18 protein-coding genes are annotated in these 15,603 nt (G+C 60.0%); 5 read left to right on the top strand and 13 right to left on the bottom strand.

Annotated features, from left to right (window positions below):
* Positions 1 to 108 precede the first annotated feature (108 nt).
* Complete coding sequence (gene mpl, locus LG371_RS00475) at positions 109 to 1,491, bottom strand: UDP-N-acetylmuramate:L-alanyl-gamma-D-glutamyl-meso-diaminopimelate ligase (RefSeq protein ID WP_225747464.1); 1,383 nt, start codon at positions 1,489 to 1,491, stop codon at positions 109 to 111.
* 262 nt (positions 1,492 to 1,753) lie between these two features.
* Here mpl and LG371_RS00470 point away from each other — a divergent pair, with 262 nt between their 5' ends.
* A complete protein-coding gene (locus LG371_RS00470; protein WP_225747463.1) occupies positions 1,754 to 2,668 on the top strand; it encodes a dialkylrecorsinol condensing enzyme in 915 nt (304 codons plus the stop codon).
* Between the two features lie 128 nt (positions 2,669 to 2,796).
* Here LG371_RS00470 and LG371_RS00465 read toward each other — a convergent pair whose 3' ends face one another.
* The 6 genes from LG371_RS00465 to aroE form a co-directional block, all read right to left on the bottom strand.
* Complete coding sequence (locus tag LG371_RS00465; protein WP_225747462.1) at positions 2,797 to 3,471, bottom strand: M48 family metallopeptidase; 675 nt, start codon at positions 3,469 to 3,471, stop codon at positions 2,797 to 2,799.
* A gap of 38 nt (positions 3,472 to 3,509) precedes the next feature.
* Positions 3,510 to 3,935, bottom strand: coding sequence for a hypothetical protein (locus LG371_RS00460; protein ID WP_156503548.1), 426 nt, complete (start codon positions 3,933 to 3,935; stop codon positions 3,510 to 3,512).
* 101 nt (positions 3,936 to 4,036) lie between these two features.
* Positions 4,037 to 4,756, bottom strand: coding sequence for a 7-cyano-7-deazaguanine/7-aminomethyl-7-deazaguanine transporter (locus LG371_RS00455; RefSeq protein WP_067593455.1), 720 nt, complete (start codon positions 4,754 to 4,756; stop codon positions 4,037 to 4,039).
* 173 nt (positions 4,757 to 4,929) lie between these two features.
* On the bottom strand, positions 4,930 to 5,190 hold the full coding sequence (locus LG371_RS00450; RefSeq protein WP_067593458.1) for a hypothetical protein: 261 nt from the start codon (positions 5,188 to 5,190) through the stop codon (positions 4,930 to 4,932).
* Positions 5,191 to 5,212: 22 nt separating this feature from the next.
* Complete coding sequence (gene queF, locus LG371_RS00445; RefSeq protein WP_156503549.1) at positions 5,213 to 5,686, bottom strand: preQ(1) synthase; 474 nt, start codon at positions 5,684 to 5,686, stop codon at positions 5,213 to 5,215.
* 167 nt (positions 5,687 to 5,853) lie between these two features.
* Positions 5,854 to 6,669 (bottom strand): shikimate dehydrogenase, encoded by an 816-nt coding sequence (gene aroE / locus LG371_RS00440; protein ID WP_067593464.1) that lies wholly within the window; start codon positions 6,667 to 6,669, stop codon positions 5,854 to 5,856.
* 253 nt (positions 6,670 to 6,922) lie between these two features.
* Between aroE and LG371_RS00435 the strand changes: the two genes are divergently transcribed.
* Positions 6,923 to 7,621 carry a Bax inhibitor-1 family protein gene (locus LG371_RS00435; RefSeq protein WP_067593467.1) on the top strand — a complete coding sequence of 233 codons (699 nt, stop codon included), beginning with the start codon at positions 6,923 to 6,925 and terminating at the stop codon, positions 7,619 to 7,621.
* 58 nt (positions 7,622 to 7,679) lie between these two features.
* Here LG371_RS00435 and LG371_RS00430 read toward each other — a convergent pair whose 3' ends face one another.
* The 6 genes from LG371_RS00430 to LG371_RS00405 all read right to left on the bottom strand — a co-directional run bounded on the left by LG371_RS00430 (position 7,680) and on the right by LG371_RS00405 (position 12,138).
* A complete protein-coding gene (locus LG371_RS00430; RefSeq protein WP_067593470.1) occupies positions 7,680 to 8,174 on the bottom strand; it encodes a DUF3828 domain-containing protein in 495 nt (164 codons plus the stop codon).
* A 136-nt stretch (positions 8,175 to 8,310) separates the two neighbouring features.
* Entirely contained in the window at positions 8,311 to 9,891 is a 1,581-nt protein-coding gene (purH, locus tag LG371_RS00425) for a bifunctional phosphoribosylaminoimidazolecarboxamide formyltransferase/IMP cyclohydrolase (protein WP_067593473.1), read from the bottom strand.
* Positions 9,892 to 10,024: 133 nt separating this feature from the next.
* A complete protein-coding gene (locus tag LG371_RS00420) occupies positions 10,025 to 10,660 on the bottom strand; it encodes a tol-pal system YbgF family protein (RefSeq protein ID WP_225747461.1) in 636 nt (211 codons plus the stop codon).
* 51 nt (positions 10,661 to 10,711) lie between these two features.
* Positions 10,712 to 11,242: an SMI1/KNR4 family protein gene (locus LG371_RS00415; protein ID WP_067594302.1), complete on the bottom strand. Its 531-nt coding sequence runs from the start codon at positions 11,240 to 11,242 to the stop codon at positions 10,712 to 10,714.
* Complete coding sequence (locus LG371_RS00410; RefSeq protein ID WP_225747460.1) at positions 11,239 to 11,931, bottom strand: O-methyltransferase; 693 nt, start codon at positions 11,929 to 11,931, stop codon at positions 11,239 to 11,241. Before LG371_RS00410 ends, LG371_RS00415 begins: the two co-directional genes overlap by 4 nt.
* A gap of 21 nt (positions 11,932 to 11,952) precedes the next feature.
* Positions 11,953 to 12,138: a DUF3460 family protein gene (locus tag LG371_RS00405; RefSeq protein ID WP_067593483.1), complete on the bottom strand. Its 186-nt coding sequence runs from the start codon at positions 12,136 to 12,138 to the stop codon at positions 11,953 to 11,955.
* A gap of 182 nt (positions 12,139 to 12,320) precedes the next feature.
* Here LG371_RS00405 and pcnB point away from each other — a divergent pair, with 182 nt between their 5' ends.
* From pcnB to LG371_RS00390, 3 genes are all read left to right on the top strand, one after another.
* Positions 12,321 to 13,718, top strand: coding sequence for a polynucleotide adenylyltransferase PcnB (gene pcnB / locus LG371_RS00400; protein ID WP_225747459.1), 1,398 nt, complete (start codon positions 12,321 to 12,323; stop codon positions 13,716 to 13,718).
* Positions 13,719 to 13,805: 87 nt separating this feature from the next.
* On the top strand, positions 13,806 to 14,006 hold the full coding sequence (locus tag LG371_RS00395) for a hypothetical protein (protein WP_067593488.1): 201 nt from the start codon (positions 13,806 to 13,808) through the stop codon (positions 14,004 to 14,006).
* A gap of 322 nt (positions 14,007 to 14,328) precedes the next feature.
* Complete coding sequence (locus tag LG371_RS00390; protein WP_067593491.1) at positions 14,329 to 15,579, top strand: NAD(P)/FAD-dependent oxidoreductase; 1,251 nt, start codon at positions 14,329 to 14,331, stop codon at positions 15,577 to 15,579.
* Positions 15,580 to 15,603 lie beyond the last annotated feature (24 nt).

Raw genomic sequence — 15,603 nt, 5'->3', positions numbered from 1 at the left:
CTGATTGTACAGGGAAGAGGCTGCTTAAAAGCAATTGATCGGCATGAGTTTTGTTGAAGCTCAAGTTTTCAGGTAGCTCATGCGCAAGCAAGGCTACCTGAAAAAATTTCATCCCCGCGCCAAACCGTCCAGCAGCTTTTGATGAATGCCGCCGAAGCCGCCGTTGCTCATCACGAGGATGTGGTCGCCGCTCTCGGCGTGGCTCAGGATGCTTTGCACGAAGGCGGCGAAATCGTTGCCGGTGTGCAGTTTGCCGCCGAGGGGGGCGAGGGTGGCGGCCACGTCCCATTCCACGCCGCCGCCGTAGCAGAACACTTGGTCGGCTTCGGCCAGGCTTTCCGGCAGGGCGGCCTTCATGCTGCCGAGCTTCATGGTGTTGGAGCGCGGCTCGAGCACGGCCAGGATGCGCGCCTTGCCCACCTTTTGCCGCAGCCCGGCCACGGTGGTGGCGATGGCGGTGGGGTGGTGGGCGAAGTCGTCATACACGGTGATGCCGCGCACGCAGCCTTTGATTTCCATGCGCCGCTTCACGTTTTGAAACTGCGAAAGCGCTTCGCAGGCTACCTGAATAGTCACGCCGGCATGTCGGGCGGCGGCAATCACGGCCAATGCGTTGAGGCGGTTGTGTTCGCCCAACAGCGGCCAGGCGATATGGCCGACAACTTGGCCGTGGTGCAGCACGTCGAACGCGCCGTGCTCGTCCGGCTCGCCGGCCTGCCAGCCTTCGGCACTGCCGAAGCCTTCCACCGGCGTCCAGCAGCCTTGCGACAATACTTGTTGCAGGCTTTCCTGGCGCGCGTTGCACACAATCAGGCCTTGGCCGGGGATGGTGCGCACGAGGTGGTGGAACTGGGTTTGGATGGCGGCCAGATTGGGGAAGATGTCGGCGTGGTCGTATTCGAGATTGTTCAGGATGGCGGTGCGCGGGCGGTAGTGCACGAATTTGCTGCGCTTGTCGAAAAAGGCGGTGTCGTATTCGTCGGCTTCGATCACGAAGAAGGGCGAACGGCTGGCCGGGTCGGCCTGGGGCGCCTGCGGCAGGCGAGCGGAAATGCCGAAGTTTTGCGGGATGCCGCCGATGAGGAAGCCGGGGGCGAGGCCGGCGTATTCCAGCACCCAGGCGAGCATGGAGGCGGTGGTGGTTTTGCCGTGCGTGCCGGCCACGCCAAGCACCCAGCGGCCGGCGAGCACGTTTTCCGCCAGCCATTGCGGGCCCGACACATAGGGCAGGCCGCGATTTAAAATGGCTTCGATCACGGGCATGCCACGCTTGGCCACGTTGCCGACCACATACACATCGGCGGGAAACTCGCCCAGCTGTTTGGCGTCGAAGCCTTCGTGCACGGCAATGCCCAGCTCGGCCAGCTGCGTACTCATCGGCGGATACATTTTGGCGTCGCAGCCGCTCACTTTGAAGCCTGCTTCTTGCGCGATGGCGGCGAGCCCGCCCATAAATGTGCCGCCGATGCCGATGATGTGGATGTGTTGCATAGCCGAAAGCCTTCTTTAGAAAACGGAAAGGCGGAATTATAGCGGATTGGCGCGGCGGCGGGCATGGGTTGGGGTTTGGGCGGCCTTAAGGGCAGATAAGAGGCTACCTGAAAAATGAAGTATGGCGTGTTGTTTATGCAGCACAGGCTGTGTCTGGGGCGGATTGGCAAATTTCAGTCGGCCTTTGGAATAAACCTGTTGATTTGACAATAAAACCGCTGAAATTTAGAATCGCGCCGTTTTGGCTTTCGGATAAAGGAAAATGGTAAAACGCGTGTTGGTGGTGTCGTATTCGCAGAGCGGGCAGCTGGCGCGGCTGAAGGAGAGTTTCCTGCGCGATTGGCGCGGCGATGCGGCCATCGAGGTGGACGATGTGGTGCTGCGGCCGCAGCGGCCGTTTGCTTTCCCGTGGCGTTTTCTGCCGTTTTTCGATGCCTTCCCTGAAACGGTGCATTTGCAGCCCGCGCCCATCGAGCCGCCCGAGCTGGCGCATGAGCGTTATGATTTGGTGGTGATTGCTTACAGCGTGTGGTTTTTGTCGCCCGCGCCGCCGGTTACGGCGTTTTTGCAAAGTGCGGCGGGGCGGCGGGCGTTGCGCGATACGCCGGTGATCACGCTGATCGGCTGCCGCAATATGTGGCTGATGGCGCAGGAAAAAATGAAGCGGCTGCTGGCGGATGCTGGGGCGCGGCTGATAGGCAATGTGGTGAAAATCGACCAATGCGGCAGTGCCGCCAGCTTCATTACCACGCCGCTGTGGATGTTTACCGGCAAACGGCAGGCCGTGCCTTGGCTGCCGGCGGCGGGCATCAGCGAGGCGGAAATCGCCGATATGGCGCGCTTCGGGCGGCGCACCGCCGAGGCTTTGCGGCGCGATGAGTCGCTGGATGAAACGCTGCTGCAACACATGGGCGCGGTGAAAATCAACGAAAAACTGATGGCCAGCGAGCGCGTGGGGCACCGCAGCTTTTTGCTGTGGGGGCGGCTGGTGATGGCGGCGGGGCGGGTGTCGCCGCTGCTCAGGCGGCTGGTGTTGTGCGTGTATATTGTGTTTCTGCTGGGGATGATCCTCACTGTGGTGCCGATCGGCGCGCTGCTGAAAACGTTGCTTGCGCCGATGCGCCGCGAGCGGATGCGGCGGGAGCGGGCGTATTATGCGGCGCCGTCGGGGGAGTAGCTCAAGGCCACCTGAAAAATATAGATATTTGATTAGTAATAAATATTTTCATATTTGCTAAATAATAAGGCTACCTGAAAATGCCAGATGGGTTTTCAGGTAGCCTTTTGTTTGGGCGGGCGCGGCGGCTAGAGGGCGAACAGCTCGCGGCCGTGCTGTTTGAGCCAGGCGGAGGCGGCGCTGCGGTGCGGGGTGTGTTGTTCGACCAGCGACCAGAAGGCGGAGCTGTGGTTGGCGTGGCGCAGGTGGCAGAGTTCGTGCACGCACACATAGTCGGCCACGTATGCGGGCGCACCGACGAGCCGCCAGTTGAGGCGGATGCTGCGCCGGCGGCACACGCCCCAGAAGGTTTGGGCGCGGGAGAGGGCGCTGTGCTCGGGGATAAGTTGCAGCCGCTCGGCGTGCTCGGCGAGGCGGGGGAGGAGGTAGGCTTCGGCTAGGGGCAGCAGGTGGCGGCGCAATCGGGCTTGCTGCTGCGGCCATTCGGCCGGCGGCAGGAGGATGCGGCCGGGCTGGATTTTGATGCCGGGTTGGGCATGGCTGTGCAGTCGGTGGGCTTGGCCGTGGAGCCAGATATGGCTTGGGGCGGCGGCGGGCGCGGGGGCGCGTTCGAGCATTTGGCGCAGGGCGGCTTCGTTGTGTTGCAGCCAGCGGCGCAGTTCGGGCAGGCCAAGCTGCGGCGGAGCGCTGAGGCGCAGGCTGCTTGCGCTGTGGGGGCGCAGGATGATGTTTTTCTTGGCGCGGCGGCTGAGGTGGAGCTGAATGGTTTGGCCGTTGGCGAGGGTGTGGGGGAGGAGGGGCATGGGTGGTTTTCAGGTAGCCTGAAGCGGGATTGGCCTAGTTAATATTTTGCTTTACTGGCGGATTGTTTGTTGGACAGCAGGTGTTTTAAAACGGTTAATGCCATGATTTCTTCATTGAAATGGTCAAAGCATGTTGATATTTCGAGAAAATTTAAGCTCTTCCGGTCTTCGGTTAAATAAAGCATGAAAAAAGCGGCATCATCCAATTGTTCAAACTCAAAATCGGCCGAGAACAAGATGGGGATGTTGTTTTTATTTGGCATCTTGTTATCGGAAGGTTCGGATAATGCTTCAAAATCAAGATACATTCCCCAGCCGCTGTTGTATTCCCTTTTTTTGACCTTTGATTTTTTAATCAGGTTTTCGACATACGCCCGCATGGCGCTATCTTCAATTTCTGATAAAACCAGCTCTAAGAATATTCTTTCGGATAGTGAGTAATTCAAATTTAAGTTGGTTGCCATTTTGTATCTACCATTACCGTTTTAATTGGCCGCTGGCGGAATGATACTGGGGTATAAATTTTTCAGGTAGCCTTTGCCGGTGCAAAAGGCTACCTGAAAATTTAGTTGGCTTGGCCGGCGGTTTCGGGCTGGGCGGATACGGCTTCGGTTGCAACAGGCTGGTGCAGGGTGGTGAGCTTGCGGGTGAGGATGTTGAGGATGAGGCCGTAGGCGGGCAGGAAGAAGAGGGTGCAGATGACGAGTTTAAACAGGTAATCGACGAAGGCGATGTGCGGCCAGTTGGCGGCCATGAAGGCGTCGGCGCTGGCGGCGAAGGCGATGGAGAAGAAGAGCAGGGTGTCGACGGCGTTACCGGCGAAGGTGGAGGCGGTGGGGGCGATCCACCAGGATTTGAGCTGGCGCAGGCGGTTGAACACGAAAATATCGAGGATTTGGCCGACGGCATAGGCGGAGAAGCTGGCCAGGGCGATGCGGAACACGGGCATCACGAATACGACGAGGGCGCTCCAGCCTGTCCACGCGCCTTCTTGAAACAGCACGGAGAAGGCGTAGGACACGAGCAGGGCGGGAAACATGACGAGGAAGATGATGCGCCGGGCGAGGCGTTGGCCGAAGATGCGCACGGTGAGGTCGGTGGCGAGGAAGATGAAGGGGAAGGTGAGGGCGCCCCAGGTGGAATGCACTTCGAAGCCGTTGGGCAGGGTAACGGTGAAGGGGAATTGCACGAGGTAGTTGCTGGCGGCAATTACGAGGATGTGGAAGAGGGTGAGCCAGATCAGGGCTTGGCGCTGTTGGGCGGGGGTGAAAACGTAGTTTTGCATGATGGTCCTTAGTTTTGGTTTAGATGGAAATCTGCGCGGGAGGGTTGCGAACCGCGCTGGGGGGAGGGGTTTTGTTTTTCAGGTAGCCTTTCGGGGGCTTAATCTTCGCCGCCTGCTTCAAAGGAAAAAGTGAGGCTGGCAAACCGGTAGAGGCTACCTGAAAAATATTGCCGCTATGTTTCCTGCTCGAATTCTGCCTGCATGATTTGGCAGGCTTGTTCAAAAGCGGCTTTCTCTTCTGTGCTGAACGCGGGCAGGGAGAGGGTGAGCCGTTTGGCTTCGTTTAGGCTGATGCGGCGGTTGGCCTGCACAAAGGCGATGCAGCCTAGAAATGCCGTGCCGCGCTGTTTCAGCCGTTGGATTTCGGCGGCCAGTGCGGCGTTATCCAACGGGGGCAGGGCGGCGGCGCGGCGTTTGATTTCTGCGATGGGCATGGTTTCAGCTAGCCTGTGGGCTTTACTGCATGTCGTGTTTGAACAGCCGCTCGCGCGCCAGTTGCTCGAACGCTGTGCCGGGGCGGCCCCAGTTGGCGAAGGGGTGGATGGCGATGCCGCCGCGCGGGGTGAATTCGCCGAACACTTCGATGTAGCGCGGGTTCATCAGTTTGATGAGGTCTTTCATGATGATGTTGATGCAGTCTTCGTGAAAGTCGCCGTGGTTGCGGAAGCTGAAGAGGTAGAGTTTGAGCGATTTGCTTTCCACCATTTTGATGTCGGGGATGTAGCGGATGAGGATGGTGGCGAAATCGGGCTGGCCGGTGATGGGGCAGAGGCTGGTGAATTCGGGGCAGACGAATTTGACGAAGTAGTCGTTGCCGGGGTGTTTGTTGTCGAAGGTTTCGAGCACTTCGGGGGCGTAGGTGGTTTTGTATTCGGTTTTCTGGTTGCCCAGCAGGGTGAGGCTGCCGAGCTCTTCTTGGTTTCTCATGATGATCCTTAGTTTTGGTAACGCGGGAGGGTTGCGAACCGCGGGTGGGAAAAGGGGCGGATTATAAAGGATTTTCAGGCTACCTGAAAAGTTTCGGGCAGCCTGTTTGTGTTAAGGGGGAGTAAGTTTCGGCGGTTTGCCGGATTTCAGGTAGCCTTTGGACGGCGAAGTTAGATTTCTCCGGCGCGCAGGGCGGCGAGCACGGGGGCGGTGTTGGGGGAGAAGCCGCGCCAGAGGCGGTAGGATTCGGCGGCTTGTTCCACCAGCATGCCCAGGCCGTCGGCGCTGCGCTGTGCGCCGGCATTTTGGGCGAAGCGCATAAAGGCGGTGGGCTCGCGGCCGTAGGCCATGTCGTAGGCGAGCTCGCATTGGGTGAATACTTTGGCGGCGATGGCGGGTACTTGGCCGCTGAGGCTGCCGGAGGTGGCGTTGATGGCGATGTCGAAGCCGGCGGCGGGCAGCTCGGCAAACTCGGCAGCGGATGCACCGAATGTTTCGGCCAGCTCGCGGGCTTTGGCGGCGGTGCGGTTGGCAATGGTGAGGCTGGCGGGCCGGCATTCGAGCAGGGGCAGGATCACGCCGCGTGCCGCGCCGCCGGCGCCGATAAGCAGGATGCGTTTGCCGGCTAAGGCTACCTGAAAATGGCGGCGGATATCGGCTACGAGGCCGAGGCCGTCGGTGTTGTCGGCATGGATTTGGCCGTTGGGCTGTTTGATCAGCGTGTTGGCGGCGCCGGCGGCGCGGGCGCGTGCGGAAAGGCTGTCGGCCCAGGCGCAGGCGTCGGTTTTGAAGGGCACGGTTACGTTGGCGCCTAGCCCGCCTGCGGCGAAAAAGGCAGCGGCGCTTTCGGCAAAACGGCCGGGTTCGGCCAGAATGCGCTCATATTCGATGGCGGCGCCTTCCTGCGCGGCAAACATTTGGTGGATGGCGGGTGAGCGGCTGTGGGCGATGGGATTGCCGAATACGGCGTAGCGGGGGACGGGCATGGCGTTTCTCGTGGTTGGGGAAAAATCAGGATTATATAGCGGATGCGAACAATCGGGCGGCGCTGCGCTTTTACCTAAGGCAACATTTTGCGACGTTGCAAAAACGCGGCGCCGCCCCATATTGCCGGCATGGCAGGCGGTTTGAGTTGCCAACGGTTTGTTTTACAGGCGTTTATATTTCGCGCAAACGGCGCAATTGCTGCTACAATCCGCCCTTCATTTGTTTTGCTTTTCACTATCAAGAGGAGTTTTCATGCAACCGAACAACGTTTACGACTACACCGACGTGGGCCGCAGTGCCGTGTCGCAGAACACTGTTTTGCGCAAAACCTACGGCCTGCTGGGCTTGTCTTTCCTGCCCGCCGCCGCCGGCGCGTTTTTTGCCATGTCCACCGGCCTGAGCCTGTTTGGCCTCACCGGCAACCGCTGGATTGCACTCGGCATTTTCTTCGCCTTCTTCTACGGCATGAGCTTTCTGATTGAGAAAAACCGCTACAGCAACGTGGGCGCCGCGCTCCTGATGGTGCTCACTTTCGGCTTGGGTTTCTCGCTGGGCCCGATTTTGAACTACAGCCTGGCCTTTTCAAACGGCATCGAGCTGGTCGGCATTGCCGCAGTGATGACCGGAGCCGTGTTTCTGAGCATGGCGGCAATGGCCAAATCGGCCACTTTCGAAACCAAAGCCATCGCGCGTTTTGTTTCCGTGGGCTTCGTGGTGTCGGTGATCGCCATGGTGGCCAGTTTTATTTTCCCAAACATTCCGGCGCTGTCGCTGGCGGTATCCGGCCTGTTTGTGATCGTCAGCTCCGTGCTGATTATGTTGCAGGTGCGCGTGGTAATTGAAGGCGGCGAAGACAGCCATATCAGCGCCGCGCTCACGCTGTTTGTGGCCATCTACAATATTTTCACCGGCCTGCTGCGCTTGCTGCTGGCTTTTGCCGGCGAGGAATAAGCTGATTTAAGTGCTGAACGGATAAAAGGCTACCTGAAAAGTTTCAGGTAGCCTTTTTTTAATGCTGCCCGGCCATTTTGGCCATACAGCGGCGCACGCTGCGTTTGAAGGAAACCAAGCGGTTTCCCGGCGTGGCGGTGTAGATGTCGTCGATGAGGCAGCGGCCGTTGGGGCGGCATTGCAGCACGAACTGCACTTGGGTGGCCGAAGTGTCGCCGGGAAACTGCTGGAACACGGCTTCGATGCGGCCGTTGGCCAGCGGCCGGATTTCCAGCGTCCGTTTCAGGCTGCCCCGGTCCCAGTCCTGTCCGGCGATGACGGGGTCGTAGTCGATGCAGCCGACTTCGCCCTCAGGTGTGTGCCGTTGGTCTTCTTGATACACGGCTTTCAGGTCGGCGGAAAAGTGGCGTTCGGGGTGTGCGTTCAGGGCGTTGCCGTTTTGGTAGGGGGCATACAGGCTGCGTACCAGTGCCAGCTTTTGCGCGCGGAAGCCGTCTGCTCCGGCGGTGGCGGCGCAGGCGGCCAATAGGGCGGCCAAGATGTATTTGGGCATAGGGTTTCTCCTAAATAAACATGGGTTGCAAAGGTGTTTTTACATCGTATCAGACAGATAAGGCTACCTGAAAATTTTAGCTTCGCAGAAACTCGCGGAGCTCGTTTTCAGGTAGCCTCTTGCTATGCGGCAAACCTTAATGGCGGAAGTGCCGCACGCCGGTTACCACCATGGCGATGCCGTGTTCGTCGGCGGCGGCGAACACTTCTTCGTCGCGCATCGAGCCGGCGGGGTGGATGATGGCTTTAATGCCCTGTTCGGCAATCACGTCCACGCCGTCGCGGAAGGGGAAGAACGCGTCCGAAGCGGCACACGCGCCGTTCAGGTCGAAACCTGCGTCCTGCGCTTTGCGGGCGGCGATGCGGGTGCTGTCCACGCGGCTCATCTGGCCTGCGCCGATGCCGTAGGTCTGCCCGCCTTTGCCGAATACGATGGCGTTGGATTTGACGTATTTGGCCACGTTCCACACAAACAGCAAATCGTTCCATTCCTGCTCGGTCGGTTGGCGTTGGGAGACGACTTTCAAATCGGCGCGGCGGATGCGGTGGATGTCGGGCGTTTGCACCAACAGTCCGCCGCCGACGCGTTTGAGCTCGAAGCGGTTTGCACCGTCCTGCAAGGGGATTTGCAGCACGCGCACGTTTTTCTTGGCGGCGGCGATTTCCAAGGCTTCGGCGGTGAACTTCGGCGCCATCAGGACTTCCATAAACTGGTTGTCGGTAATCTGTTTCACGGTTGCGCCGTCCACTTCGCGGTTGAAGGCGATGATGCCGCCGAACGCGCTGGTGGTGTCGGTGGCGTAGGCGAGTTGGTAGGCGGTCAAGGTATCGGCTGCAACGGCAACACCGCACGGATTGGCGTGTTTCACAATCACGCAGGCGGGCGCGTCGAAGGATTTGACGGCTTCCCAAGCGGCATCGGCATCGGCGATGTTGTTGTACGACAATTCTTTGCCTTGGAGCTGGGTATAGGCGGCGAGGCTGCCTGCGGCGGGATACACATCGCGGTAAAACGCGGCGTGCTGGTGCGGGTTTTCGCCATAGCGCATTTCCTGCACTTTAATCCAGCTTTGGTTGAACTGTTGGGGGAACTCGCCGATTTCAGGCTGCCCGTCCAACACCTCGTCCGAAATCGAAGTCAGATAGTTGGAAATCATGCCGTCGTATTGGGCGGTGTGGCTGAACGCCTTGCGCGACAGGTTGAAGCGGGTTTTGTCGGACAGGCAGCCTGAAAGTTCCAACTCGCTGATAATGCTTTCAAAATCGCCGTTGTCGGTAACAATGGCGACGTGTTTCCAGTTTTTCGCGGCGGAGCGCACCATGGTGGGGCCGCCGATGTCGATGTTTTCAATCGCGTCTTCCAGCGTGCAGCCGGGCTTGGCAATGGTGGCGGCAAAGGGGTAGAGGTTCACGCACACCAAATCGATGTTGCCGATGCCGTGTTCGGCCATTTTGGCGGTGTGTTCGGGCAGGTCGCGCCGCCCCAAAATACCGCCGTGGATTTTGGGGTGCAGCGTTTTGACGCGGCCGTCGAGCATTTCGGGGAAACCGGTATAGTCGGCCACTTCAATCACGGGAATGCCGACATCCGCCAACAGCTTGGCCGTGCCGCCGGTAGAAAGAATCTCCACGCCGAGCCGGTGCAGGGCTTGGGCAAAGGGGACGACACCGGTTTTGTCGGACAGGCTGATGAGGGCGCGTTGGATTTTGGGGAGCATGGGGGTTCCTTATGGGTGGATGGTGGGAAGGGTGGGCTACCTGAAAATTTTAGCTTCGTAGAAGCTCGGCCTTGGCTGTGCCAAGACATCGAGCTACCTCGTGGAAGTTGCGTTTTCAGGTAGCCTGTGGTTATCAACGGTTGTTCTGTATGCGTTGGCCGGCGCGGCGGGCGGCGGGGCTGTTGGGGTAGGTTTGCATCAGTTTGCGCCAGGTGGCGCGGGCAATGTCGCGCTGCTGCATGCTCCATTGGCAGCTGCCTACGCTGTAGAGGGCTTCGGGGGCTTTGGGGTTGGCGGCGAAGCGGGTGGCGAAGCGTTGGCCGCTGAGGATGACGGATTCGCAGTTGCGCAGTTTTTCATGGCTCTGCATGAGTAGGAATAGGGCGTTTTGCTCGGTGCGACCGCCGCTGCCGCTGCGTTCGGCGAAGCGCAGTTGGTGTAGGGCTTGGCTGTAGAGGCCGCTGCGGTAGAGCTGCTGGGCCTGGCGGTAGGCCTGCTCTTGCGGGTTTTCGGCGGGAGCAGGGGGGCTCGGCGGGGGCGGCGGTGCTGCGGCGGGCGGGGCGGGGTGCTGGTGGTGTTGCAGCTCGCTCAGTTGCTGGCGCAGCTCGGCGATTTGTTGTTGCAACTGGCCGATTTGCTGGGTGTGGGCATTGAGCTCGGCTTCGATGCGCTGCGGCGGGCTGCCGGCGGGGAGCGGGCCGTTTGGGGCGGGGGGCAGGGCGGTGCAGGCGGTGAGGCCGAGCAGGGCGGCGGGGGCAATCAGGCGCATGGGGTTTCCTTTGTTGATAGGTACAGGTTGGATCAGGGCTACCTGAAAAAGTTAGTCTGCGAAGTTGTCTTCATGCTGTAAATGGCGGATAAATGTTTCAAAATCAGGCGCAAGTTTGATGATTTCATAACCCAGTTCCTGCTCTACCAACACCACTTCCGGCTCGCCGTTTTTGCCGCATCGGCGGTAGTCCAGCGCAAACATGGCGTGCCCGGCAGTAGGGTCGTTGGCAAAATATACGCCGATGGGCGGGTATCCCCAGTCTCCCAGCCACAGTTTTTGCCCCATTTTGCCGCACAGGCTGCCCGGCTTGTTTAAGCCGATGCCCGATACTTCTTCAACGAACACATGGTTATCCGACCATGAGGTGGGTTGGGCGGTGGGATAGCATTTGTTTCGGAACGTGCCGCCGTTTTGTATGGCCATCAGTGTGATAAAGCTTTGCGGCAGCTTATAGCCTAATATCGTTTCTACTTCGGCTAGGATTTCTGGCGTAAACGGGGCTTCTTTGTAATGTTTGTCGGCATAACCGTTTGGCTCCCATACGGAGGATAAGTCGAAATCTTGGAAAGGCTTGGTCATGGGCATTCTCTTTCCTGAAGATGGCGTTTGCGCAGCAGGGTGAGGCCGTCGCCCAGGGGCAGGGTGAGGGCGGCTACGCGGGGATCGGTTTGCAGGGATTGGTTGAAGGCGCGGATGCGCTCGATGGATTCGGGCGCGGGGGCGCTGTTGGCTTGGTAAACGCGGCCGCCGAGCAGGAGGTTGTCGATGGCGATGAGGCCGCCGGGGTGCAGCAGGGTGAGGCAGCGTTCGTAGTAGTGGGCAGTGGGGGGTTTGTCGGCGTCGATGAGGGCGAAGTCGTAGCTGCCGCTTTGGCCTTGTGCGATGAGTTGGTCGAGGGTGATGAGGGCGGGCTGGAGGTGGAGTTGGATTTTGTGTTCCACGCCGGCTTCGCGCCAGAATTGGCGGGCGAGGGTGGTGTAGGTGATGTTGATGTCGCAGGCGGTGAGGATGCCGTCTTCGGGCAGGGCGAGGGCGACGGTGGTGCTGCTGTAACCGGTGTATACGCCGATTTCGAGGCAGCGTTTGGCGCCGATGAGCCGCACGAGGAAGGCGAGTAGCTGGGCTTGTTCGGTGGCCAGGTGCATTTTGCCCATGCGGTGCTGCTCGGTGGCCTGCCGCAGGCGTTGCAAAACGGGCGCTTCGGGCGGGTTGATGGTTTTCAGGTAGCCGGCAAGCTCGGGCGGCAGGTGGGGGGTGGCTGCGGTCATGGCGCGGCGCGTGGTTGGGGTTTAGTAGGAGTAGTAGGTGTAGGGCTTTTTGGCGATTTTGCCGGCGGCGAAGTCGGCCTGCTCTTCGGGGTTGAGCTCGACATCCCACAGCAGGCCGCGGTTTTCGAGGCGGCGCGCTTGTTCTTCGGGGTGGGCTTCGAGGTATTGGTTGAGGAATTGTGTGGCGTCGGATTGGTAGTGATACATATTGGGTTTTCCGTGGTGGTGTGCGGGTAAAAGCGGGTGTGGGAAATGCGGGCGTATTATAGCGGAAAGCGCTTTGTTTGGCAGCCGTTGCGGCGAAAGGTTATACTTCGCGTTTTCCGTATAACACAGCGCCTGCCGCACATTGCAGGCTACCTGAAAAACAAGAATAGGGAACACGCCTTATGCTCACAAAATGGCTGCGCAAAATCCTGCCCGGCAAACAACCGGCCGCGCCTTCGCACAAGCAGGTGCTGCCGCTGGCCGAACACGGCATCACGCCCGATGCCATCAGCTATGCGGCCGAGAAAGTGGTGTCGCGGCTGCACCAGGCCGGGTTTGAAGCCTATGTGGTGGGCGGCGCCGTGCGCGATTTGCTCTTGGGCATCGAGCCGAAAGACTACGACGTGGCCACCAACGCCCGCCCCGAGCAGGTGCGCAAAGTATTTCGCCGCAGCCGCATCATCGGCCGCCGCTTTCAGATTGTGCACGTGATGGTGGGGCCGGAAACGATCGAGGTTACCACCTTCCGCGGCGGCAAGCGCCCCGCCCGGCAAAACGAACACGGCCGCATTATGCAAGACAACAGCTACGGCAGCATGGAGCAAGACGCCGCCCGCCGCGATTTCACCTGCAACGCCCTCTATTACAACCCCGAACGCCAAGAAATCACCGATTTCCATCACGGCGTGGCCGACATCCGCGCCAAACGCCTAATGATGATCGGCGACGCCCGCTCGCGCTATCAGGAAGACCCGGTGCGCATGCTGCGCGCCGCCCGGCTTTCCGGCAAGCTCGGTTTTCAGGTAGCCCCCGACACCGCCGCGCCGATTGCCGAATGCCTGCACCTTTTGCCCAAAGAGCCGCTCGCTCGATTGTTTGACGAAGTGATGAAACTGCTGTTTTCCGGCGCGGCCGCCGATTGCCTCAAGCAGATGCAGGCCTTGGGTATGAGCGGGAAAACCGTACACCCGCTGCTTGCCTGCGCCCTGGAAAGGCTACCTGAAAACCAAGGGCGCGGCATCGTTTCCCTCGCGCTGGGCAGCACTGACCAGCGCCTGCGCGACGACATGGGCGTATCCGTGGGCTTCGTGCTGGCGGCCGTGCTGTGGCCGCAAGTGCGCGAAACCTGGCAGCGCGAGCTGGCCAACGGCCGCAACAGCGCCCACGCGCTCAGCATCGCCGTGGGCGAAATGCGCGCGCAGATGGAAAAAGGCTGGGGCGTGCCGCACCGCTTCACCGCCTCGATGCGCGAAATCTGGCAGCTCCAGCCGCAGTTCGACCACCGTCGCGGCGCCCGCCCCTTCCGCCTGCTCGCCCAGCCGCGCTTCCGCGCCGCCTACGATTTCCTGCTGCTGCGCGCCCGGGCCGGCGAAGCCGATCAGGCCGTGGCCGACTGGTGGACAGCCTTCCAGGAAGCCGACGAAGAACAGCGCAAACAGATGATTCAAAAAGCCGAGCAGCGCCCCGCTGCCGAAGGCGACGCCCCCGCCAAAAAACGCCGTCGCCGGCGCAAAAAGAAACCGGCCGGGGAGCAGGCGGGCGCGGCGCAGGTTGCGCCGCAGGATGGCGCGGCGGAGTAGGGCGCAAGTTTCAGGTAGCCTGTGTGCAGAAAAAGGCTACCTGAAAAACGGCAACGGTCTATTGTTGGAAAAAAGAAAGGAAATATCATGAAACAAGGATTACGCTATGCCCTGCTGGCTGCCCTGGCGGCAGCGGCATTGAGCGCTTGCGGCGCGGGCGCCGGAGTGGGCGTGGGCAGCCACCGCGACAGCCATGTGGGCCTGCGCGGCTCGGTGGATTTGAACAACGGCAGCAGCAGCGTAACGCCCTACGGCAAAATCGGCGTGGGCGTGGAAGCCACGCGCTGAATACCAACCGCGCTGCTTTCGGGCAGCGCTTTTTCGTGCGCAAGCGATATGCAGGCTACCTGAAAAATGTTAGCTCCGCAGAAACCCGCTTTGCTCGTTTTCAGGTAGCCTGTTTGCCTGTTTGTTACAGGCGGCGCGCAGTTTCGGGGGAAACGGGTAAATTTTGTCCAAATCGTTTATAATCAAACCTGTGCTGCTGTCATCAGGGCGGTTTGCCTTGCCCGGCATGGGCGGCGGCGCGGCACACAGACAGAATATAAATAATGCCGGCCTGCATGCCTGCTGGCTGCGGCGGCAACATGGGAAGATATAAAGGGAAAATATGATTCAGCATTACGACGTCGTGATTATCGGAGCCGGCCCTTCGGGGGCGGTGGCGTCCGCTTTGTTGAACAAGCGGGGATTCAATGTGTGTGTGGTGGAAAAGCAGCATTTTCCGCGCTTTGTTATCGGCGAGAGCCTGCTGCCGCACTGTATGGAGCTGCTGCACGAGGCGGGCTTCCTGCCGGCGGTGCAGGCCGGCTTTGGTTTTCAGTATAAAAACGGCTTTGCCTTTTCGTGGGGCGAGCGCAACACCAGCTTTAAGTTTACCGACAAATTCTCGCCCGGCCCTTCTTTCGCGTTCAACGTGGAGCGCGCGCGTTTCGACAAAATCCTGATTGACGAGGCCATCAAGCAGGGTGTGACCGTACAATTCGGCGCCGCGGCGAAAGCGTTCGACAACCACGGCGATTTCGCCAAATTGGTGGTGCAGCAGGAGGGCGGCGATCCTTATGTGCTGGGCGCGCGCTTCGTGCTGGACGCCAGCGGCTACCACCGTGTGCTGCCGCGCATGATCGGCTGGGACATCCCTTCCGATTTGCCCTTGCGCCACGTGCATTTCACACATATCGACGACCACATCACCGACCAAGCTTTCGACCGCAACAAAAACCTGGTGTGTGTGCACCCCAAGCACCGCGACGTGTGGCTGTGGCTGATTCCCTTTTCCAACGGCCGCGTCTCCATCGGCGTGGTGGGGCTACCTGAAAAACTCGGGCTGGAAAGCTCGGCGGTGATTTTGAAGAAATTCGCCATGGAAGTGCCGCTGTTGCGCCGCATCCTGAAAAACGCCCACTGGGAAAACAATTTCCCCTTCATCTATCTGCCCGGCTATTCGGCCAACGTGAAATCGCTGTTTGGCCGGCATTTCGCCCTGCTGGGCAACGCGGCGGAATTCCTCGACCCGGTGTTTTCCTCCGGCGTAACCATCGCCACCCATTCGGCCAAGCTCGCCGCCGACCTGCTCGCCCGCCAGCTGAACGGCCAGGCGGTAAACTGGCAGGAAGAGTTTGCCCGCCCGCTGATGTCGGGCGTGAACGTGTTCCGGCACTATGTGGAGGCTTGGTATTCCGGCTCGCTGCAAGACATGATTTTCGGCAGCCAGCGCACGCCGGAAACCGACCGCATGCTCAGCGCCGTGTTTGCCGGCTATGCCTGGGATCAAAACAACCCCTATGTGCACGACGCCCAGCTCTTCACCTCGCAGATTTGGGAGCCTGCGCCCAAGCACGACACCGCCGAAGCCGATTAGGCTGGGTTTGCGTTATAATCCCTC

Origin of the sequence: Eikenella sp. Marseille-P7795 (genome assembly GCF_916618725.1) — a bacterium.
GTDB classification, from domain to species: Bacteria; Pseudomonadota; Gammaproteobacteria; order Burkholderiales; family Neisseriaceae; genus Eikenella; species Eikenella longinqua.
Note: the sequence above shows the minus strand (reverse complement) of the source record. Positions and strands in the feature narration are given on the sequence as shown.